11 protein-coding genes are annotated in these 17,218 nt (G+C 63.8%); 7 read left to right on the plus strand and 4 right to left on the minus strand.

Annotated elements, in window-relative coordinates:
• From WBQ44_RS19850 to WBQ44_RS19880, 7 genes are all read left to right on the plus strand, one after another.
• Positions 1-771, plus strand: a 771-nt coding sequence (locus tag WBQ44_RS19850; RefSeq protein WP_495568383.1) for a DUF6049 family protein, incomplete at its 5' end; no start/stop codon positions are given.
• Positions 768-4,928, plus strand: a complete 4,161-nt coding sequence (locus WBQ44_RS19855) for a murein biosynthesis integral membrane protein MurJ (RefSeq protein WP_495568384.1) — start codon at positions 768-770, stop codon at positions 4,926-4,928. The genes WBQ44_RS19850 and WBQ44_RS19855, both read left to right, overlap by 4 nt.
• A 125-nt stretch (positions 4,929-5,053) precedes the next feature.
• Positions 5,054-5,647, plus strand: a complete 594-nt coding sequence (sigM, locus tag WBQ44_RS19860; RefSeq protein ID WP_495568385.1) for an RNA polymerase sigma factor SigM — start codon at positions 5,054-5,056, stop codon at positions 5,645-5,647.
• 73 nt (positions 5,648-5,720) lie between these two features.
• A complete protein-coding gene (locus tag WBQ44_RS19865; protein ID WP_495568386.1) occupies positions 5,721-6,491 on the plus strand; it encodes an RsmA family anti-sigma factor in 771 nt (256 codons plus the stop codon).
• Between the two features lie 133 nt (positions 6,492-6,624).
• Positions 6,625-7,614, plus strand: a complete 990-nt coding sequence (gene trxB, locus WBQ44_RS19870) for a thioredoxin-disulfide reductase (protein WP_495568387.1) — start codon at positions 6,625-6,627, stop codon at positions 7,612-7,614.
• A gap of 73 nt (positions 7,615-7,687) precedes the next feature.
• On the plus strand, positions 7,688-8,020 hold the full coding sequence (gene trxA, locus WBQ44_RS19875; protein WP_495568388.1) for a thioredoxin: 333 nt from the start codon (positions 7,688-7,690) through the stop codon (positions 8,018-8,020).
• Positions 8,021-8,227: 207 nt separating this feature from the next.
• The gene (locus WBQ44_RS19880; protein WP_495568389.1) at positions 8,228-9,418 is read left to right on the plus strand and encodes an N-acetylmuramoyl-L-alanine amidase; all 1,191 of its coding nucleotides are present in this window, start codon (positions 8,228-8,230) and stop codon (positions 9,416-9,418) included.
• Here WBQ44_RS19880 and WBQ44_RS19885 read toward each other — a convergent pair.
• The 4 genes from WBQ44_RS19885 to rsmG form a co-directional block, all read right to left on the minus strand.
• Positions 9,380-10,135 (minus strand): GNAT family N-acetyltransferase, encoded by a 756-nt coding sequence (locus WBQ44_RS19885; RefSeq protein ID WP_495568390.1) that lies wholly within the window; start codon positions 10,133-10,135, stop codon positions 9,380-9,382. The genes WBQ44_RS19880 and WBQ44_RS19885 overlap by 39 nt on opposite strands.
• Before the next feature lie 246 nt (positions 10,136-10,381).
• Positions 10,382-11,422: a ParB/RepB/Spo0J family partition protein gene (locus WBQ44_RS19890; protein ID WP_495568391.1), complete on the minus strand. Its 1,041-nt coding sequence runs from the start codon at positions 11,420-11,422 to the stop codon at positions 10,382-10,384.
• On the minus strand, positions 11,422-12,444 hold the full coding sequence (locus WBQ44_RS19895; protein WP_495568392.1) for a ParA family protein: 1,023 nt from the start codon (positions 12,442-12,444) through the stop codon (positions 11,422-11,424). The genes WBQ44_RS19890 and WBQ44_RS19895 overlap by 1 nt, the downstream gene beginning before the upstream one ends.
• A gap of 62 nt (positions 12,445-12,506) precedes the next feature.
• Positions 12,507-13,142, minus strand: a complete 636-nt coding sequence (gene rsmG / locus WBQ44_RS19900) for a 16S rRNA (guanine(527)-N(7))-methyltransferase RsmG (RefSeq protein ID WP_495568393.1) — start codon at positions 13,140-13,142, stop codon at positions 12,507-12,509.
• Between the last annotated feature and the right edge of the window lie 4,076 nt (positions 13,143-17,218).

The raw sequence follows: 17,218 nt of genomic DNA on the forward strand, positions 1-17,218 counted from the left end.
CTGCTGCGATCGGGCCTGGCGACGCCTCGGCCCCTCACCGAACTCGCCGCCGAACCAGCCACCGGCCTGCCCGTCGAAACCAGAACCGTCCACCAGACCGGGCGCGACGTCAACCTCGAAGACCGGGTCCGAGCACAGAGCAAGCGCATCGAGGCCCTCCGCGGATCGCTCGTCGAAGATCCACAGTCGGCCCTGACACCGCGGCTCTACACCGCCCCGCTCCGCGAGGACCTGCTGCGAGCGATCGGGACAGCAGGCGCCACTGTCAGCCGATCCGCGACAACCGCAGCCGCCGACAACCGCATGGACGCCTCCGAAGCCGGGGTCGACAGCATCTTCGAATCCGTCACCGTGCTCGCTCCCGGTGGCGTCTACACTCTGGCATCGGAAGCAAGCCCGCTCCTCCTCGTCGCACGCAATGACCTGCCGGTCGGCGTCAACGTTCGTCTGAAGGTCGACGCCCCGCCCGAGATGACGGTCAGCGACGTCGGGGTGACGCCTCTACCAGCACGGGGAAGCCGGACGATCACCGTCCCGGCCGAGGTCGCCGACAGCCGAAACCTGGCCGTGGATTTTTCCCTGACGACGGTAGACGGCCAACGATTGGGCGAACCGTCGACGGTATCCGTACGGTCGAACGCGTACGGACAAGCGCTGGCGATCATCACCGCGTGCGCGGGCGTCCTGCTCCTGCTGCTCGCGGGGCGTCGCCTGTGGCACCGGTTCAGGGGACAGCCCGACCCAGCAGACGAAGGGTACGAACGGCCATGACCGGCGGTGACATGCCTTACCGGGGTGACATTCCGTACCGGGGCGAACGCCCCCACGGTGCGGAAGATCCGCGCACCCGAATGCCCGCAGCACAGGTGTTCCGGCGCACGACTCCGCCGCGGCAAGCGCCGTGGGAACGCGACACGAGCGGCCGACCACGCGAGATGCGCAGTTATCCGGCCCCGCCTGCCCCGGACGGCGGCCCTGCGCCCGACAACTCCGTCACCCAGCTCATCCCGCGCTTCCGCGACGAGGACTACCCGCCGGTCCCGGTACCGCCGCAGCCCAGTCCGGCGCCAGACGAGCCGACCGAGAAACCCCCCGCGAGACCACAGAAGAGCCTGCTGGCGTCGACGGGTTCGATCGCGGTCGCCACCCTCGTCAGCCGCATCACCGGATTCTTCAAGCAGGTCGTCATGCTGGCGATCCTGGGCGCCGGCATCGCCAGTGCGTTCACCTCGGCCACGATCCTGCCGAACCTCATCTCCGAGCTCGTCCTCGGCGCCGTCCTGACGGCCATCGTGGTGCCTGTCCTGGTGCGAGCCGAAATGGAGGACGCCGACGGCGGCGCGGCGTTCATCCGGCGGCTGTTCACCATCGCGTTCACGATGCTCGCCGTCGTCGCGGTGATCGCGACTGTCTGCGCGCCGTTCCTGGCCAGCGTGCTGATCGACGACAACGCCCGGGTCAGCAACGAACTCACCACCGCGCTGTCCTACCTGCTGCTGCCCGCAATCCTGTTCTACGGTCTCTCGGGTCTGCTCACAGCCATGCTCAACACTCGGCAGAACTTCCGCCCGGGCGCCTGGGCGCCGGTGTGGAACAACCTGGTGGTGCTGGGCATCTTTTCGCTGTACTTCCTGGTGCCGGGCGACATCGACCTCGACCCGGTCCGAATGAGCGACCCGCACGTGTTGATCCTCGGCCTCGGCGTCACCGCGGGCGTCATCACGCAGGTCGCCGCTCTGATCCCCGCGTTGAAGCGCGAAAAGATCGATCTCCGACCACTCTGGGGATTCGACGCGCGCCTCAAGGCCTTCGGGGGCATGGCTGCGGCAATCGTGCTCTACGTCGCCATCAGCCAGTCAGGCCTCGTCGTCGCGACCAACATTTCCGCGAACGCCGACGAAGCAGGCCCGGCCATCTACTCGCAGGCGTGGATTCTGCTGCAATTGCCTTACGGCATCCTCGGCGTCACCGTGCTGACCGCAATCATGCCGCGACTGAGCCGCAATGCCGCCGAGGGCAACGACCCCGCAGTGGTCGACGACCTGTCCGTCGCCACCAGACTCACCCTCGTCGCACTCGTCCCGATCGTCGTGTTCCTGACGTTCGCCGGACCCTGGGTGGGCGAGGCACTGTTCTCCTTCGGCAACTTTGCCTCGGAAGCCAGCCGCCTCGGCCAAGCCGTCAGCTGGTCCGCCTTCACTCTGATCCCCTACGCACTGGTGTTGATCCACCTGCGAGTGTTCTACGCACGAGAACAGGCGTGGACTCCAACCTGGATCATCCTGGGCATCACCGGGGTGAAGATCGTGCTGTCTGCGCTCGCACCCGTCCTCGCGCAGAACGACGAGCAGGTGGTACTGCTCCTCGGTGTCGCCAACGGCCTGGGCTTCATCGTCGGCGCCTGCATCGGAGGCTTCCTGCTGCACCGCAGCCTCGGGGACCTGCGAATGATCAACGTCGGCAAGACGATCTGGATGGTCCTGCTCGCGTCGGCCGCGGGTGGAACGGCCATGCTCGCCATCGACCGCATCGCCGACCTCGGCGCACTCACCGACCTCGGGGTCATGGGCGCGATGCTCCGCGTGGGTATCTGCGCCGTTCTGATGCTCGGCATCACCTTTGGCATCCTCTGGTTCGGCCGCATCCCCGAAGTGCTCGCCGTCACGGTTGCTCTCCGCAAAATCGTCAACCGCATCCGTGGGAAGCAGTCCGTCGTACCGGAACCGATGGATCCCCTCGCGCAGGAAGAGACACAACTGATTGCAGCTGTCTCACCCGCCGCTGCATGGGACACTGCACGCGACCGACTCCCGTACCCTGGACCACGGCGCACCACGACGCCGTCCCATCAACGTCCGCCTGAGCAGGGCAGACGCACGGGACACTTCGGGGCATACACGCGTGAAGGAGTGAGAGTGACCGACGACGATCTGGCCGGGGGGCCGGCAGAGTCCGGTGTGAACGGCACCGACCGAGCACAGGGCGGAGTCGAGGTGGACGAGCGCGGTAATGCAAGCGCGGATACCACCACGACCGCAGCCGTTCCGTCGTCGAAAGACTCCGCCGCGTCGAAAGACTCCGCCGAGGCAAAAGACACGGCCGAGGCAGCGCCGACGACCGGCGCCTCCACAGCCGAGGGCAGTGAGGCATCCACCGACACGGGCAGCACGTCCACCGACGGCATTGCCACGACTGCACTTCCTTGGTCTGGTGCACCCGTCAAGCCCAGCGCGACTCCCCGGACCACTCCCGAGGCGGCAGCCGACAAGCCCGAGGCCGAAGCAGAAGAGCCCGAGGCCGGTGAGGACAAGGCCGAGGCGAAAGCGCCCGACAAGGCTCCGACCTCTGCTGCTGTTGCCCCGCCGAGCGATGCACCACGATCGTTGCGCGGACCCAAGCTCATCCCCGGCGCGTCCGTCGCCGGCGGTCGCTACCGTCTGCTCGCACCGCACGGTGGGGCACGCGGACTCAAGTTCTGGCAGGCCCACGACGTCAAGCTCGACCGCGAAGTTGCATTGACTTTCGTCGACGCAGACCAGCAGGCCACCAACGTCTCCCCCGATCGACCCGAGGGCCCGCAGGCGATCCTGTCGCGCACACTGCGGCTCGGTCGGATCAACTCCCCGGGTCTCGCACGCGTCCTCGACGTGGTTCGCGGTAGCTCGGGCGGCATCGTCGTCGCCGAGTGGACACCGGGTCGTTCGCTGCGCGAGATGGCCGACACGGTTCCATCGCCCACCGGCGCGGCCCGTGCGATCAAGGCGCTTGCGGCGGCAGCCGAGGCCGCGCATCGTAGCGGCGGCGCCCTGTCGATCGACCACCCGGATCGCGTTCGCATCAGCACCAGCGGCAATGCCGTACTCGCCTTCCCCGCCACCCTGGCCGACGCCGACCCCGGGATGGACGTGCGCGGGCTCGGAGCGATGCTGTACGCCCTCATCACCGCTCGGTGGCCGCTCGCCGACGCCGTCGGAACCGGACGCCCCGACGGTCAGCCCCGGTCCGTCGGTGGGATGAAGCCCGCCGACCGCGACAGCAACGGTGCAGTCGTCGAGCCTCGTCGAATTCGCTCGGACGTGCCGTTCGAGATTTCGGCTGTCGCGATACGCGCGCTCGAACAGAACAGCGGTATCAGAACGGCGGCGACGGTTCAGCACGTGCTCGATCAGGCTGCCGTCGTCAACGACAAGACCGACCTGATGCCTGCTCTGCGTCTCGGCCAACGTGCTCCGGGCTCCACTGGGCACGCGCTCGCCGACCCCGAAGAGGTCGCAGCGCAGCAGCAGCGCTCACGCCGCACCAACATCGCACTCGCCGTGCTGGGTGCGCTCACCGTCGTCGTACTCGGCTTCGCAGGATACTGGCTGTTCACGGCTATCGCCGGCGGTAGCTCCGACGAGCCGCTGACGCAGCAGGAAGCTCTCGGCCTCACCACTGCCGAAACACCCCCGCCGGCTCCGGGAGCACCCGAGGCGGCGGCACCCGCAACCGTCCCCGCAACCATCGACTCCGTGGAGGTGTTCTCGCCGCAGGGAAGCGCCGACAATGCGGGGTCGTCCGACAACGCGGTGGACGGAGACCCGTCCACCGAGTGGAGCACCGACTCGTACTTCCAGCCTTTCCCGGCTCTGAAGGACGGTGTCGGACTCCTGGCGACGCTACCGTCGTCCCAGGTGCTCACCAGTGCGTTCGTCAACTCCCCTTCACCGGGGACGGTCGTCGAGATTCGATCCGCACCGAGCGACTCGCCGACCCTGTCCGACACCACGGTCATCGGCCAGGCGACCCTGGGTGAAGGCGTCACCGACATCCCGTTGCAAATGGCCGAACCCACCAGCCACGTGCTGGTATGGATCACCGACCTCAGCGCGGCGGGCGGGCGAAACCAGTCGTCGATCGCAGACCTCGGGTTCTCCGCACAACCCTGATTCACCGTTCTTTTCGACCCCGTCGAACCCGCGTAATACTTGAAACGACGATCGTTTCGGACTGCGCGGTCTCTATGCCTTAGGCTCTCCGACAATGCGGTAATACGGGGGGGAGCCGTTTTCGTATGGGGATTTCGGGGGTCGACAGCGGGGTCGGGGGTTTGCTCGGTGAGCGGTCCGACGTCGAACTGCTCACTGCGCATGTCGCGGGCGATTCGTACGCATTCACAACACTGGTGCATCGGCATCACGAGCATCTGTGGATGACGGCTCGGCGCACGAGCTACACGCCGGAGGATGCAGCCGACGCGCTACAGGAGGCGTTGCTGTCCGCGCACCGCACCGCTGCGTCGTTCAGAGCCGACGCAGCCGTTCGTAGCTGGCTGCACAAGATCGTGGTCAATGCCTGCCTCGACCGCATCAGACGCAACCGCTCGAGGCCGACCGTTGCGCTGCCCGACGGCGATCTGTTCGACCCCGCAGACTCCCGCGACCCGATGGGCGCGGTGGAGACCTCGATGGAAGTTCATCAGGCTCTGATGTCCCTGGCGCCCGAACAGCGAGCCGCAGTGGTAGCCGTCGACATGGAGGGCTACTCCGTCGCCGACGCTGCTCGTCTGCTGGGGGTGCCGGTAGGAACCATCAAAAGCCGCTGCGCGCGTGGGAGGCTCAAATTGGCGGTGCGGCTCGGCTTTCTCCGAGACCAGGGGAACCGATAGAACCTTCATCGCGTCTTACCCTGTGTAGGACGCAGTGCGCAGAAGACTCAGTTGCGCAGAGAGAGGAGAGGGCATGGCTTCGCAAAACACCGAGCCACTACCCGTCGCACCGTACTCCCTCGAACTGCTGGCCGACCTCCATGCCGGAGCACTGCCCCAGGCCGTCAGCGACAGACTGTGGCCGCTGGTACTGAGCGATGCCCGCGCCGCCGAAGACATCGCCGCTCTGGACGCCGTCTCCCGAAAACTCTTCGAAGCAGGCTCCGAGTACACCTCCGGCGAAAGTATCCCGCCCGAGGTCGCAGAACGTATAGATCGTGCACTGGAATCCATTGAGCCCCCGGTTGCCGTGCACAAAGCAGAACCGATTCCCTCACGAGCTGTTCACGCATCCGTCGTCGAGCTGTCTTCCCTGTCACGGCGGCGGATGCCGAGGAGCACCGTCTGGATCGGCGTCGGCGCCTCCGCGGCTGCCCTCGTCGCCGTGGTCTCGCTGTTCCTGACGCAGCCCGGCCACGACAACTCCACCGATGTCGTAGCGGACGCCCCCGAGCTGGTCCTCGACGCCGATCGCATCGACGCTTCCGTCGCCTACGAGATCATGGCGACCGGTGGATCATCTGACCTTATCGACGCCGGTACTTTACCGGATTGCTTGGCAGCCAACGGTTTCGACCGCAACAGCCCCGTGCTCGGCGCGTCCACCGTCGAACTCGACGGGCGCCGTGGCGTCATGCTGGTTCTGTCACGTACTGCACCCTCGACTGGTTTGACCCTGCTGGCCGTCGACGCCGGTTGCAGCGCCGGCAACCCCGGCACCCTGGTTCGCCGCGATATCGACTGACTGCACCGCCCGAACACCGCGGCTCGGGCCTCGACCGTGCGGGAACAACACCCCTTACCCTGGTGTTGTCACAGACGTCTGCGATGGAAAACTACAGACTCTCACGCACGAGAACACCGATCGGAAGGTCCGCATGACTACGCCCAAGGTTCACGACCTCATCATCGTCGGCTCGGGACCGGCCGGCTACACCGCTGGGGTGTACGCGGCCAGGGCTGAGCTCGAGCCTCTTCTGTTCGAAGGAACGCAGTTCGGTGGAGCGTTGATGACCACCACCGAGGTCGAGAACTTCCCCGGGTTCCGCGAAGGAATCATGGGCCCCGACCTGATGGAGCAGATGCGCGAGCAGGCGAAGCGGTTCGGCGCCGACATTCGTACCGAAGATGTCGAAGAACTGGATATCACCGGCGAGATCAAGACGGTCTCCGCAAACGGTGAGACCTACCGCGCTCGCGCCATCATCCTTGCCATGGGTGCTGCCGCTCGCTACCTGAACATCCCCGGAGAAGAAAAGCTCCTGGGCCGCGGCGTCAGCGCTTGTGCCACGTGTGACGGTTTCTTTTTCCGCGACCAGGACATCGCTGTCATCGGCGGCGGCGACTCTGCGATGGAAGAGGCGACGTTCCTCACTCGCTTCGCCCGCAGCGTCACCATCGTGCACCGACGCAGCGAGTTCCGCGCGTCGCGCATCATGCTCGAACGCGCCAAGAAGAACGAGAAGATCAAGTTCCTCACCGACACCAAGACCATCGAGGTCCTCGGTGACACCTCCGTCACCGGACTCGTCGTCGAAGACGCGAACACCGGTGAGCGCAGCACACTCGACGTCACCGGCATGTTCGTCGCCATCGGACACGATCCTCGTAACGAGCTGGTCAAGGGACAGGTCGAGCTCGACGAAGCCGGCTACGTCAAGGTTGCATCGCCGACATCGGCCACGTCCGTCGAAGGTGTGTTCGCCGCCGGAGACCTCGTCGACCACGTGTACCAGCAGGCAATCACCGCCGCAGGCACCGGATGTACAGCATCGATCGACGCCGAGCGTTGGCTCGCCGAACAGGGCGACATCACCACCAACACGCTAGAGCACGCCGATCAGCCGGTCGACGCCCTCACGGTCTGATCTTTCTTCCGTTTCACTGCACGTTCCAGCCGACCGAGCTCGACCACCCAGGCAACCCGAGGAGTCAAAACAGATGTCCGATGACAAGAAGACCGTCACCATCACCGACGCGTCGTTCGCCGATGACGTACTGACCAGCGAGAAGCCCGTCCTGGTGGACTTCTGGGCCACCTGGTGCGGCCCCTGCAAGATGGTCGCCCCGGTACTCGAGGAGATCGCTGCCGAGCACGCCGACAAGCTCACCATCGCAAAGCTCGACATCGACGCCAACCCCGGTGCCGCACGTGACTACAAGGTCATGTCCATCCCGACGCTGATTCTTTTCCAGGGTGGCAAGCCCATCAAGCAGATCGTGGGCGCCAAGGGTAAGGCCGCCCTGCTCAAGGACCTCGAAGCAGTTCTCTGACAACGCTGCCGTAGGACTCGCATTCGCGCCGCATGACGGCGTGGATTGCAGTCCTACGGCTGTTTTCTGCGACAATCGTCTGATGCGTCGGCGCAGGGTCGGCACATCGGCTTCTGTTCACGACAACGACCGCGCATCGGAAGTGCATCCTCCGGCGCCTGGTTCGAGTCGAAACAGAAATCGTTCATTCTGCGAGAGGTCCACAGCATGCACCGACTCAGTCACGGCGATTCCGGTCCCGCCGTCGCGGAGGTACGGAGCACCCTCATATCGCTCGGATTCCTGCACGAGGACGACGCAGCGACGAAGTCCGACCCACTGCACTGGAGCGCCCCCGTATCGGAGTACGACGCCGCCCTCGACGGCGCCGTCCGGGCCTTCCAGCAGCATCGTGGTCTGCTCGTCGACGGCGTCGTCGGCCCCGCCACGTACCGATCGCTCAAAGAAGCGTCGTACCGCCTGGGCGCCCGCACGTTGATCTACCAGCTGTCCGCCCCGCTGTACGGCGACGATGTGGCGGCGTTGCAAACCCGCCTGCAGGACCTCGGTTTCTACAGCGAGCGCGTCGACGGATACTTCGGCCCCAAGACGCACGAAGGTCTGTCCTCGTTCCAACGCGAAATCGGCCTGTCCCCGGACGGCATTTGTGGTCCGGCAACTCTCCGTTCGCTGGATCTTCTCGGGGCACGCGTCACCGGTGGGTCACCCCATGCCATCAGTGAGGAAGAGTTGGTCCGCAAGTCGGGTCCCCAGCTCACCGGCAAGCGCATCGTCATCGACCCCGATCTGGGTGGATCCGATACCGGACTCATCGTCGACGGCATTTTCGGCCGCATCTCCGAAGCTGAAATTCTGTGGGACGTTGCCAGCCGCCTCGAAGGCCGCATGGCAGCCACCGGAATGGAAACGTTCCTTTCGCGCGCACGCGGAACGAACCCGAGCGTCGCCGAGCGTGCAGAGACATCGAATGCGTTCAACGCCGATCTGATGATTTCGCTGCGCTGCGCCTCGAGCACCAGCCCGTCCGCCAACGGGGTCGCCAGCTTCCATTTCGGCAACTCCCACGGCTCCACATCACTCATCGGCCAGGTACTCACCGGATACATCCAGCGCGAGATCGTTGCGCGCACACCACTTCTCGATTGCCGCAGTCATGGTCGGACATGGGATCTATTGCGGCTCACCAACATGCCGACCGTACAAATCGACCTGGGCTACCTCTCCAACACGTCGGACGTGGCTGTGCTCAGCGATCCACGTTCACGCGACATCATTGCCGAAGCGATTCTGATCTCGGTGAAGCGGTTGTACCTTTTGGGTCAGGACGATCAGCCCACGGGTACCTTCACCTTCGCCGAACTACTCGCCGAGGAGCTCGCCGCCGCCGACCGCGGTTGAGCCTGCCGTCGTGCCCGACACACTTCCACCGTCGCACACTCCGACGGTGTCTTTGTGCTCGCTGTCGATCATCGTCAGGCTCGCAGCGATCAGCAACCGCTCGAGGGCAGACTCGACGTCTTCCTTCCAGCCGTGATCACGATCCAGCTCCAGCCGGAGCCGCGGGAATCGATGATGCGGTGCCACGACGTCGAACCCGGCCTTCTCGAGAAAGTCGGCGTCGATCATGCACGCGGTTTCCGAACACGACCGTTCTGCAGTCGCGCGCGGACCCGAGAACTCATCGTCAGCGGTACGGCGAATACCGAACGCCTCGAGGGCACGTACGCCGCGATTGACCAGATCGGCGACGACTGCCTGAATCAGTGCAGCGGAGTGTCCGTCCCGATCCACCTCGGACTCGATGCGCAGGGTTGTCAGTAGTACCGCATCGGGGCTGACTGGCGAAGTAGGAAAGGTAGTGGCGCGGGGAACGGCACCGGGTGGTGCGTACAGGGCACAGCCCACCGTCTCGCCGCCACTGGTCAATAGCTGTCCGCACGATCCCCACTCGAGCATGATCATCGACAACCACGCTTCGTTCTCGAACTCGAGATCGAGTGATTCGCCGTCGGCCTTCACGGTCCCTGGGTCGAGCACCCAGAACCGACACCGACGCGTGTGATCGGGCAGTCGATCGAACGAGTCCAATGTGACTCCGGTGACGAGCGTCGACACTGGTTACCTCAGCCTCCAAGCCCAAAGACGTCGACGCTCGAAAATCGGCATCGAGTGCGCCGAGTCGCCGCCGCACCGGTCAAGAATATGCGATCAGCGGTGCTTCCGACTCGCCGAGGAAGACGGACCTCAATCATGTTGACCAACAATGCTTTACGACTTCATTCACCGAAATACCGCCGATCGCCGTCGCTTACCGTCACAGTGACGTATGTGCCGCGTGTGTCTGTACCTGAAAAAACGCGGCTACTTTTTCTTCTGTGCCTCCATCATCTCCACGATGCGTTGAAGGTCGTCCACCGACCCGAATTCGACAACGATCTTGCCCTTTTTCTTTCCGAGACTGACCGTGACACGGGTATCGAACGAGTCGGACAGCCGATCGGCCACGTCTTGAAGACCCGGCATCTGTATCGGCTTGCGTCGGGGAGAGGGGGCCGGGGTGACATCGTCGTTTCGATTGGCCAACGTGACGGCTTCTTCGGTGGCTCGCACCGACAACCCCTCGGCCACGATTCGAGTCGCCAGTACTTCCTGAGCTTCCGAACCGGCGTCGAGTGACAGCAATGCGCGGGCATGTCCGGCCGACAGAACTCCGGCAGCAACGCGACGCTGCACCGGGATCGGGAGCTTCAACAGTCGAATCATGTTGGTGACGACGGGCCTCGAACGCCCGATTTTCGTGGCCAGCTCCTCGTGCGTCACGTCGAATTCTTCGAGGAGTTGTTGGTATGCGGCTGCCTCCTCGAGGGGATTCAGTTGCACCCGGTGAATGTTCTCGAGCAATGCATCGCGCAACATCGCATCGTCTTGGGTCTCGCGGACGATCGCCGGAATCGACTCGAGGCCGGCTTCCTGGCTCGCGCGCCAACGGCGCTCGCCCATCACGAGTTCGTAGGTGCCGCCCTCGATTGACCGCACAACGATCGGCTGCATCAGCCCGAACTCACGGATGGAATGTACGAGTTCGGCCAACGACTCTTCGTCGAAGACGGTTCGGGGCTGCTTGGGGTTCGGCTTGATCAGCGCAGGCGAGATTTCCCGGTACACGGCGCCGGCGGGGGAGAGGTCGTCCTCCGTACGTACGGGCGGCGTGGGATTGGGAGCTGTCGCCGTCTCCTCGGCCACCCCATTCTCGGCGGCGGCCAACTTGCCCTTGCGCGACGGATTGTCCTTGCCCATCACCACGTCTGCGGCAGCACTGCCCATGCGCGGCCCAGCCTCGGGACCCGTCGGGATGAGAGCCGCGAGGCCGCGCCCCAATCCACCCTTGCGTGTCTGACTCATTATGTGCGGTGCTCCTGCGTTCCGTCTGTCGCTGTGGTCGCGGACCGCGCCGCCAACTCCCTGCCTGCATCCAAGTAGCTCATCGCGCCGCGTGAACCGGGGTCGTAGTCGAGGACGGTCATTCCGTATCCGGGGGCCTCCGAAACCTTGACGCTCCGGGGGATCACGGCACGCAGAACGGCGTCACCGAAATGCTTGCGGACTTCCTCTGCAACCTGATCTGCGAGCTTGGTGCGGCCGTCGTACATCGTGAGGATCACAGTGGAAACGTGGAGCGCCGGGTTGAGGTGCGCCTGTACGAGTTCGATATTCCGGAGTAGCTGGCCGACGCCTTCGAGCGCGTAGTACTCGCACTGGATGGGGATCAGGACTTCGGTTGCTGCAACCAACGCATTGACCGTCAGCAGGCCGAGCGAAGGAGGGCAGTCAATGAGGACGAAGTCTGCGTCGATGGAGTCGAGATCGGCCAGCGCTGTCTTCAACCGGCCCTCGCGAGCAACCATCGAGACCAGCTCGATTTCTGCACCGGCGAGATCGATGGTCGCCGGAATGCAGAACAGACGCTCGCTGTGTGGACTCTGCTGGATCGCGTCAGTGGCCGTCACTTCGCCGATGAGCACTTCGTAGCTCGAGGGCACACCCGAGTGATGCTCGACGCCTAGTGCGGTGCTGGCGTTGCCCTGAGGGTCCAAATCGACCACCAGGACGGTCAGCCCCTGAATCGCCAGAGCAGCGGCCATGTTGACGGCCGTGGTCGTTTTCCCCACGCCGCCCTTCTGGTTCGCGATCGTCAACGTTCGACGCCGTGACGGCTTCGGCAAAGTCACGCTGCCTGGATGCAGAATCTGACTTGCTCGCTGTGCGGCGGCACCGATCGGGGTGTCGTCGGAGGAAATGCTGGTGTACGCACCGAACCCAGAGCCACCCGTCGTGTTCGTTGCGCGGCTACCGTGAGCGCTTTTCGCGCGCGTGGTGTTGGACTCTGTTTCACGTGAAACAGCGGGATCGGATCCACCCGACATAGATGCTCCTTCGTGCGGAACTGAATTGATGGAAAGAATTCGAGGGACATAGCAGCCGAAAATCAGCTACGTGGAAAGCGTCGAGGCACCCTCTTTGCCCGAACCACAATCGTCGGCGTCGGGACTACTCCGATGCCGCACTGCACGACCTCTAGCTTGCCAGCACCCATACGAGTCAGGGAAGTCCGGTCGCGTTCGATCTCTTCTTCCGCGCTGCTTCCCTTCAATGCGAGCATCCTGCCGCGCTCGTGAATAAGGGGGAGCGACCACTTCGCCAACTTCTCGAGCGGCGCCACAGCCCGCGACGTGACGACGTCGGCGCCGCCCGCTTCCTTCTTGACGCCCGGTTGCTCGGCGCGCCCGCGAACGACCAAAACGTCGAGATCGTGTGCTTCGATGAACTCGGCCAGATATACCGTGCGGCGCAGCAGCGGCTCCACCAGAGTGACGTGCAAGTCCGGCCGTGCGATCGCGAGGGGTATTCCGGGTAGTCCCGCGCCACTACCGACATCGACTACCCGCTCACCCTCGTCGATCAGCTCACCCACCACGGCGCAGTTGAGCAGATGACGCTCCCACAACCGTGGCACCTCACGCGGACCGATGAGTCCGCGCTCGACTCCCGCTGTGGCAAGCGAAGCGTGATATTCCATGGCCAGTTCGAGGCGCGGACCGAAAACGCGCTCGGCAATTGCCATCAATCGATCCTCGTCCAACGCATCTGCTTCCACGCCCTCATCCTCCCGTGTCCCAGGGTTGTTCGCCAAACTATTCGGCCCATCTGACATCTATGTCTTGTGCCACGCCGCTATTTCTGTGTTTCACGTGAAACACATACCGCTCGCGCGCCGTCGCGAAGCGAATGCGGGCCAACGGTGTGAGGTCGTGCACGAGGGTGCCGACCCCGGACGGGATCAGCGGCCATGATGCTCAGAGGACCCGGCGCTCGGCAGAATTCTCCGAGCTGCCCACCAGCTTCTTGAAGGAGCCATCGGCGATCCAAATGTGGACCATCAGGACCGAACACCCGCGTACATGTTTCACGTGGAACCCCCACCGCGAGCAATCCGCGTCCTCCACGAGAGCTGCGTAGTCCTGAACGTGCCGTCTACGTCGCCATGGTCGCGGAGGTGACCCCCTGCCGACGGCTAAGTCGGACGATCACGCTGCGCGTGCTCGGGCCGCATGCACAACGTGGCCATGTTTTAATCGCAGGAGATTACAAGGCCAGTCGACGGCCCTGCCAATCAGACATGCCGTTCCTCAGCCCGCCTGCCGACACGCCGACAGTGCAAGTCAGGGCTGACCTCCGACGACCAGACCCCACCGCGTCGAATCACCTGCGCACACCTGACAGCAGCCGCCGATTCGTGGCTGTCTTCGCCCGCGGCCAGACTCGGACGTCCGCCGGCGGCGGGTCCACTGCGCCAACCCTTCGCAGCGAAACGACTCTCGGGCGCACGTCGACATCTACCCAACGTGCAAGGCCGCCGCCTCGCAGCCCCCGACTTCGCTTGCACGACCCCGATCGGGCCCGGTCACCGAAGGGTCCGCCTAGGGGTTCGCCGAAGGGCTGTGCTTCTTCTACGGCCTCGATGGGGCAGCGTTTCAACCAGCGGCCGTACCGGTGTCCGCCCGCGGCTGAGTCGGGGCCGCTGCCGCCTGAGCTAGATCGCATTTTCTTCTCGCTCCGACAGGGTCAGGTTCGGTCGGCCAGAAACCGCCTGGAGAACGCGAACTCATGTGAACCCGTCTCGAAGGGTTCGCGAGGGCCGCAACCACGCCAGCTGTATTCCGATTTCGCCCATCTGACACACCCCGGTGATCGGTTGATCCGGCCAGGATCGGACGCGGCGGCCTGACGGACGTGACAGGAAACAACTCCGCGGGGCAATCCGTTCCGGTAGCCGCGCCGTGCACCCGCGCCGTCGCGATCAGCAGCTAGTGACTGTTTCACGTGAAACAGTCACCCTCACAATCTCGCCCTACCGTGTATGTCGTCTGCGCTAGAGCCACCCAGACAGTCGAACCACTATCCCGCGACCACTCCAAGTACCCGCCAACTTCGGCCAGTGCCGGCGCTAGTCAGCGTGGAAGTCCTCGTCGGCGACAGCTGAGTTCAACTCCTCATGGCGTTGGTGCAGCACCCGATCTGGCCCGTGTCCAAACGCCGACCCATTTTTGGTTGGGCTCAGAATGATGACAGTGCATGCGCCGAGAGTCTCGACGCAGTCGGTCGCGTCGGGGTGCTGAATCAGCCGTCGAACTGGTCCGGCCGGGCCGTATCATTCGTGTCCGTATACGACCGGTATCACCGCCCCCACAGAAGGCAGCGTGCCTCCGCGCAAACCAGACAACCAAGTGTCGGCCGATGCGTAGGCCGAACCGGACGCTCCTGAGAAGCACGCAGTCGTCCGAGCCCGCAACTTCGAGTTCGACCTGCCAGCGAACCGAGGCCGGAGGAAGTGGACCGTTTATGACTGGTCCGGTGAACCGTGCCTGGATCTACCGCACGGGTGGAGCACGCGGGATCATCGGTGTGCCGCTGGGATGGACAAGTTTCTCTACTCAGACACAGCGGGCCAAGGCGTTGAGCGTCAAAATTGTGAACTCGTCGGCGGGCATCACCCCGATCTCTGTCCTGCCATCGTTTGTTTCACGTGAAACGACATACCGCACAGGACAGCTCCGAGTTACGTCCTATTTTGCCGACACGCTCGCCGTGAGAGAGCACTCGAGCCAATTTCGATCACTTCACCAATCCAGCGAACCGCAGCAATCAAGGCGAGCGGCGCTTCTCGCGCGCATAGCTATCGGTCTCGAAGAGTCAGCCAGCAGTTGCTGTAAGCACTGACTCCCCAAGGCTTCGCACGCGACGTCGCCGGACTACCGGTTCGGAGTCGGATCGAGAGGAACGAACTTCCGACCAATCATTGTTTGGCGGTAATGGACAACGACTTGGACGCATGTGAAACCCGCGGGCGTGTGTCAGTCCCGATCAACTGCCGGCCGCCAACCTACGACTAATTCAGGTCCTCGGTCGCAACCTCACCATGCATCCGCCCCTAGGCGCGCAATAGCTCTATCGGTTGATACGAACCGACGCTGCGGGGATGCCTTTCCTCCAAGTCCGATGCGGGCATTCTGTAGGTCGCACCGGCCACCCCTCCGGTTTCGACATTCCCGCAGCCATCACAATCCGCGCTCGACGGCTCACAGCGCTGCCGACGTTGTCTCCTCTGACTCTTTCAAATCTCAAATATCGACGCGCTTCTCACCTCGAGCGCACAGACGAACCGCGGCGCAACTGCTGGCCGAACTGGGCGATGCGGTATGGCTCGGAAATCACAGTCAATGCCTCAGATGATCGAACAGCGATATTAGAACCAGGCCCTTAAATCTGGGAGCCCCATGACACAACATTCCTATCGCGTGTCGGCAAACTTGATGGACCCAGAACGCGTCGATACTTCGATCAACGCGGCGACAACAGCGGTCTGGTAACGAGGGTCTAGAGAAGACCAGCCGGAGCGGGACCGGCTAAGGCACGGTAGCTGCACCCGACCGTGGGGGACCGCAGCACCCTTCAACCGGACGAGACGCAGTGACATCATCCGCGTCTGCAGTCGCGGCCGGTCCGCACGCGTCGAATCGGGGAGAGTCCCCGATAGCCGAGCTGGGTTTCACGTGAAACATTAGAACACCGTGGCTCGCCAAAGGCGGCCAGAATCGACCACCCATCGGGTGGGCATGAAATGACAGCCACGCGTCCGGTTCAAGACACCACGCGTATAGGACTCCAAATGCGCGCATGTTTCGGGTCGACCGCTTCGCGCGACTCAACCCCGGGTCGCTGCGATGGCATAGCCACGGAAAGATTTAGGGTCACGCCCTCGAATTCGCAATTGCATCCTGGGCAGATCCGGGCCCAGACCTTTCTGGTCATACCGAATATGGACCCAAGCCACCGCGGGGGGTGCGGGCCTACGTCTTTCAGTGACCATCAGCGAAAGACACCTATCTGCTCCATCGAGCCCCCTCCTCGACGTCCGTAATTGAAACGCGCGCACTGCGTCACCAAGTCATCGCACCGACGAGCACCCGGTGCGTCGAGGGGATATGCGAACTCGGCTCTGATTTCCACCCAGGCCCTGAGTGGGGACCCAGAGCTACACAGAAGCTGGCCGGCTATTCACGGCGAACGCGGAACCACCACGGCGCCTATGTAGAAACGGAATGCGGCAATCGGAACGGGACCACCTCTGGGCATGCCGAGGAACCTAGACCAGTCGACACGACCGCTCGTCTTCGTAACGGAGGCGGCCGGCAGGGTTTCACGTGAAACAGACTTGCTGCCCAACAGGACCAGCGGCCGATCGTGATCCAGACCGGGTACCAATTGGAACGGCGTGACGGTGGCCGACGCGGCAGTTGGTTCCCGTCGGCGGCGACAAACCGAGAACACCCTCGAGCCGGAGCGGTCGGTTCAGCACCGATAGCCCGGCATCTAAAGAACGACCCTTAACTTCGCAATCTTGGTACCCAGCAACGCCGCACTGTTTCACGTGAAACACAGTATCTACCGTTGGAACGCCGAGACCGCCAGATCCATTCTGCTGGCGCTTGCCCAACTATGCACAAGCCAAAAACCATGGCCTCTAACATCGGTGTTTCGCGTGAAACCGCACCCTTACCCGGCCCCGGACGAAGCGTCACAGTGACGTTTTGCGCCCTACTCCTTGTTTCACGTGAAACGGCCACAAAATCGAATTAC

It is taken from the genome of Rhodococcus sp. (in: high G+C Gram-positive bacteria), assembly GCF_049591685.1.
Taxonomy (GTDB): Bacteria; Actinomycetota; Actinomycetes; order Mycobacteriales; family Mycobacteriaceae; genus Rhodococcoides.

Bases quoted from the DNA above. Each gene is read 5' to 3' on its own strand.
- trxB (WP_495568387.1), top strand. From the start codon at position 6,625: ATGACTACGCCCAAGGTTCACGACCTCATCATCGTCGGCTCGGGACCG.
- WBQ44_RS19865 (WP_495568386.1), top strand. From the start codon at position 5,721: ATGGCTTCGCAAAACACCGAGCCACTACCCGTCGCACCGTACTCCCTC.
- sigM (WP_495568385.1), top strand. From the start codon at position 5,054: ATGGGGATTTCGGGGGTCGACAGCGGGGTCGGGGGTTTGCTCGGTGAG.
- rsmG (WP_495568393.1), bottom strand. From the start codon at position 13,142: ATGGCAATTGCCGAGCGCGTTTTCGGTCCGCGCCTCGAACTGGCCATG.
- trxA (WP_495568388.1), top strand. From the start codon at position 7,688: ATGTCCGATGACAAGAAGACCGTCACCATCACCGACGCGTCGTTCGCC.
- WBQ44_RS19855 (WP_495568384.1), top strand. From the start codon at position 768: ATGACCGGCGGTGACATGCCTTACCGGGGTGACATTCCGTACCGGGGC.
- WBQ44_RS19890 (WP_495568391.1), bottom strand. From the start codon at position 11,422: ATGAGTCAGACACGCAAGGGTGGATTGGGGCGCGGCCTCGCGGCTCTC.
- WBQ44_RS19880 (WP_495568389.1), top strand. From the start codon at position 8,228: ATGCACCGACTCAGTCACGGCGATTCCGGTCCCGCCGTCGCGGAGGTA.
- WBQ44_RS19895 (WP_495568392.1), bottom strand. From the start codon at position 12,444: ATGTCGGGTGGATCCGATCCCGCTGTTTCACGTGAAACAGAGTCCAAC.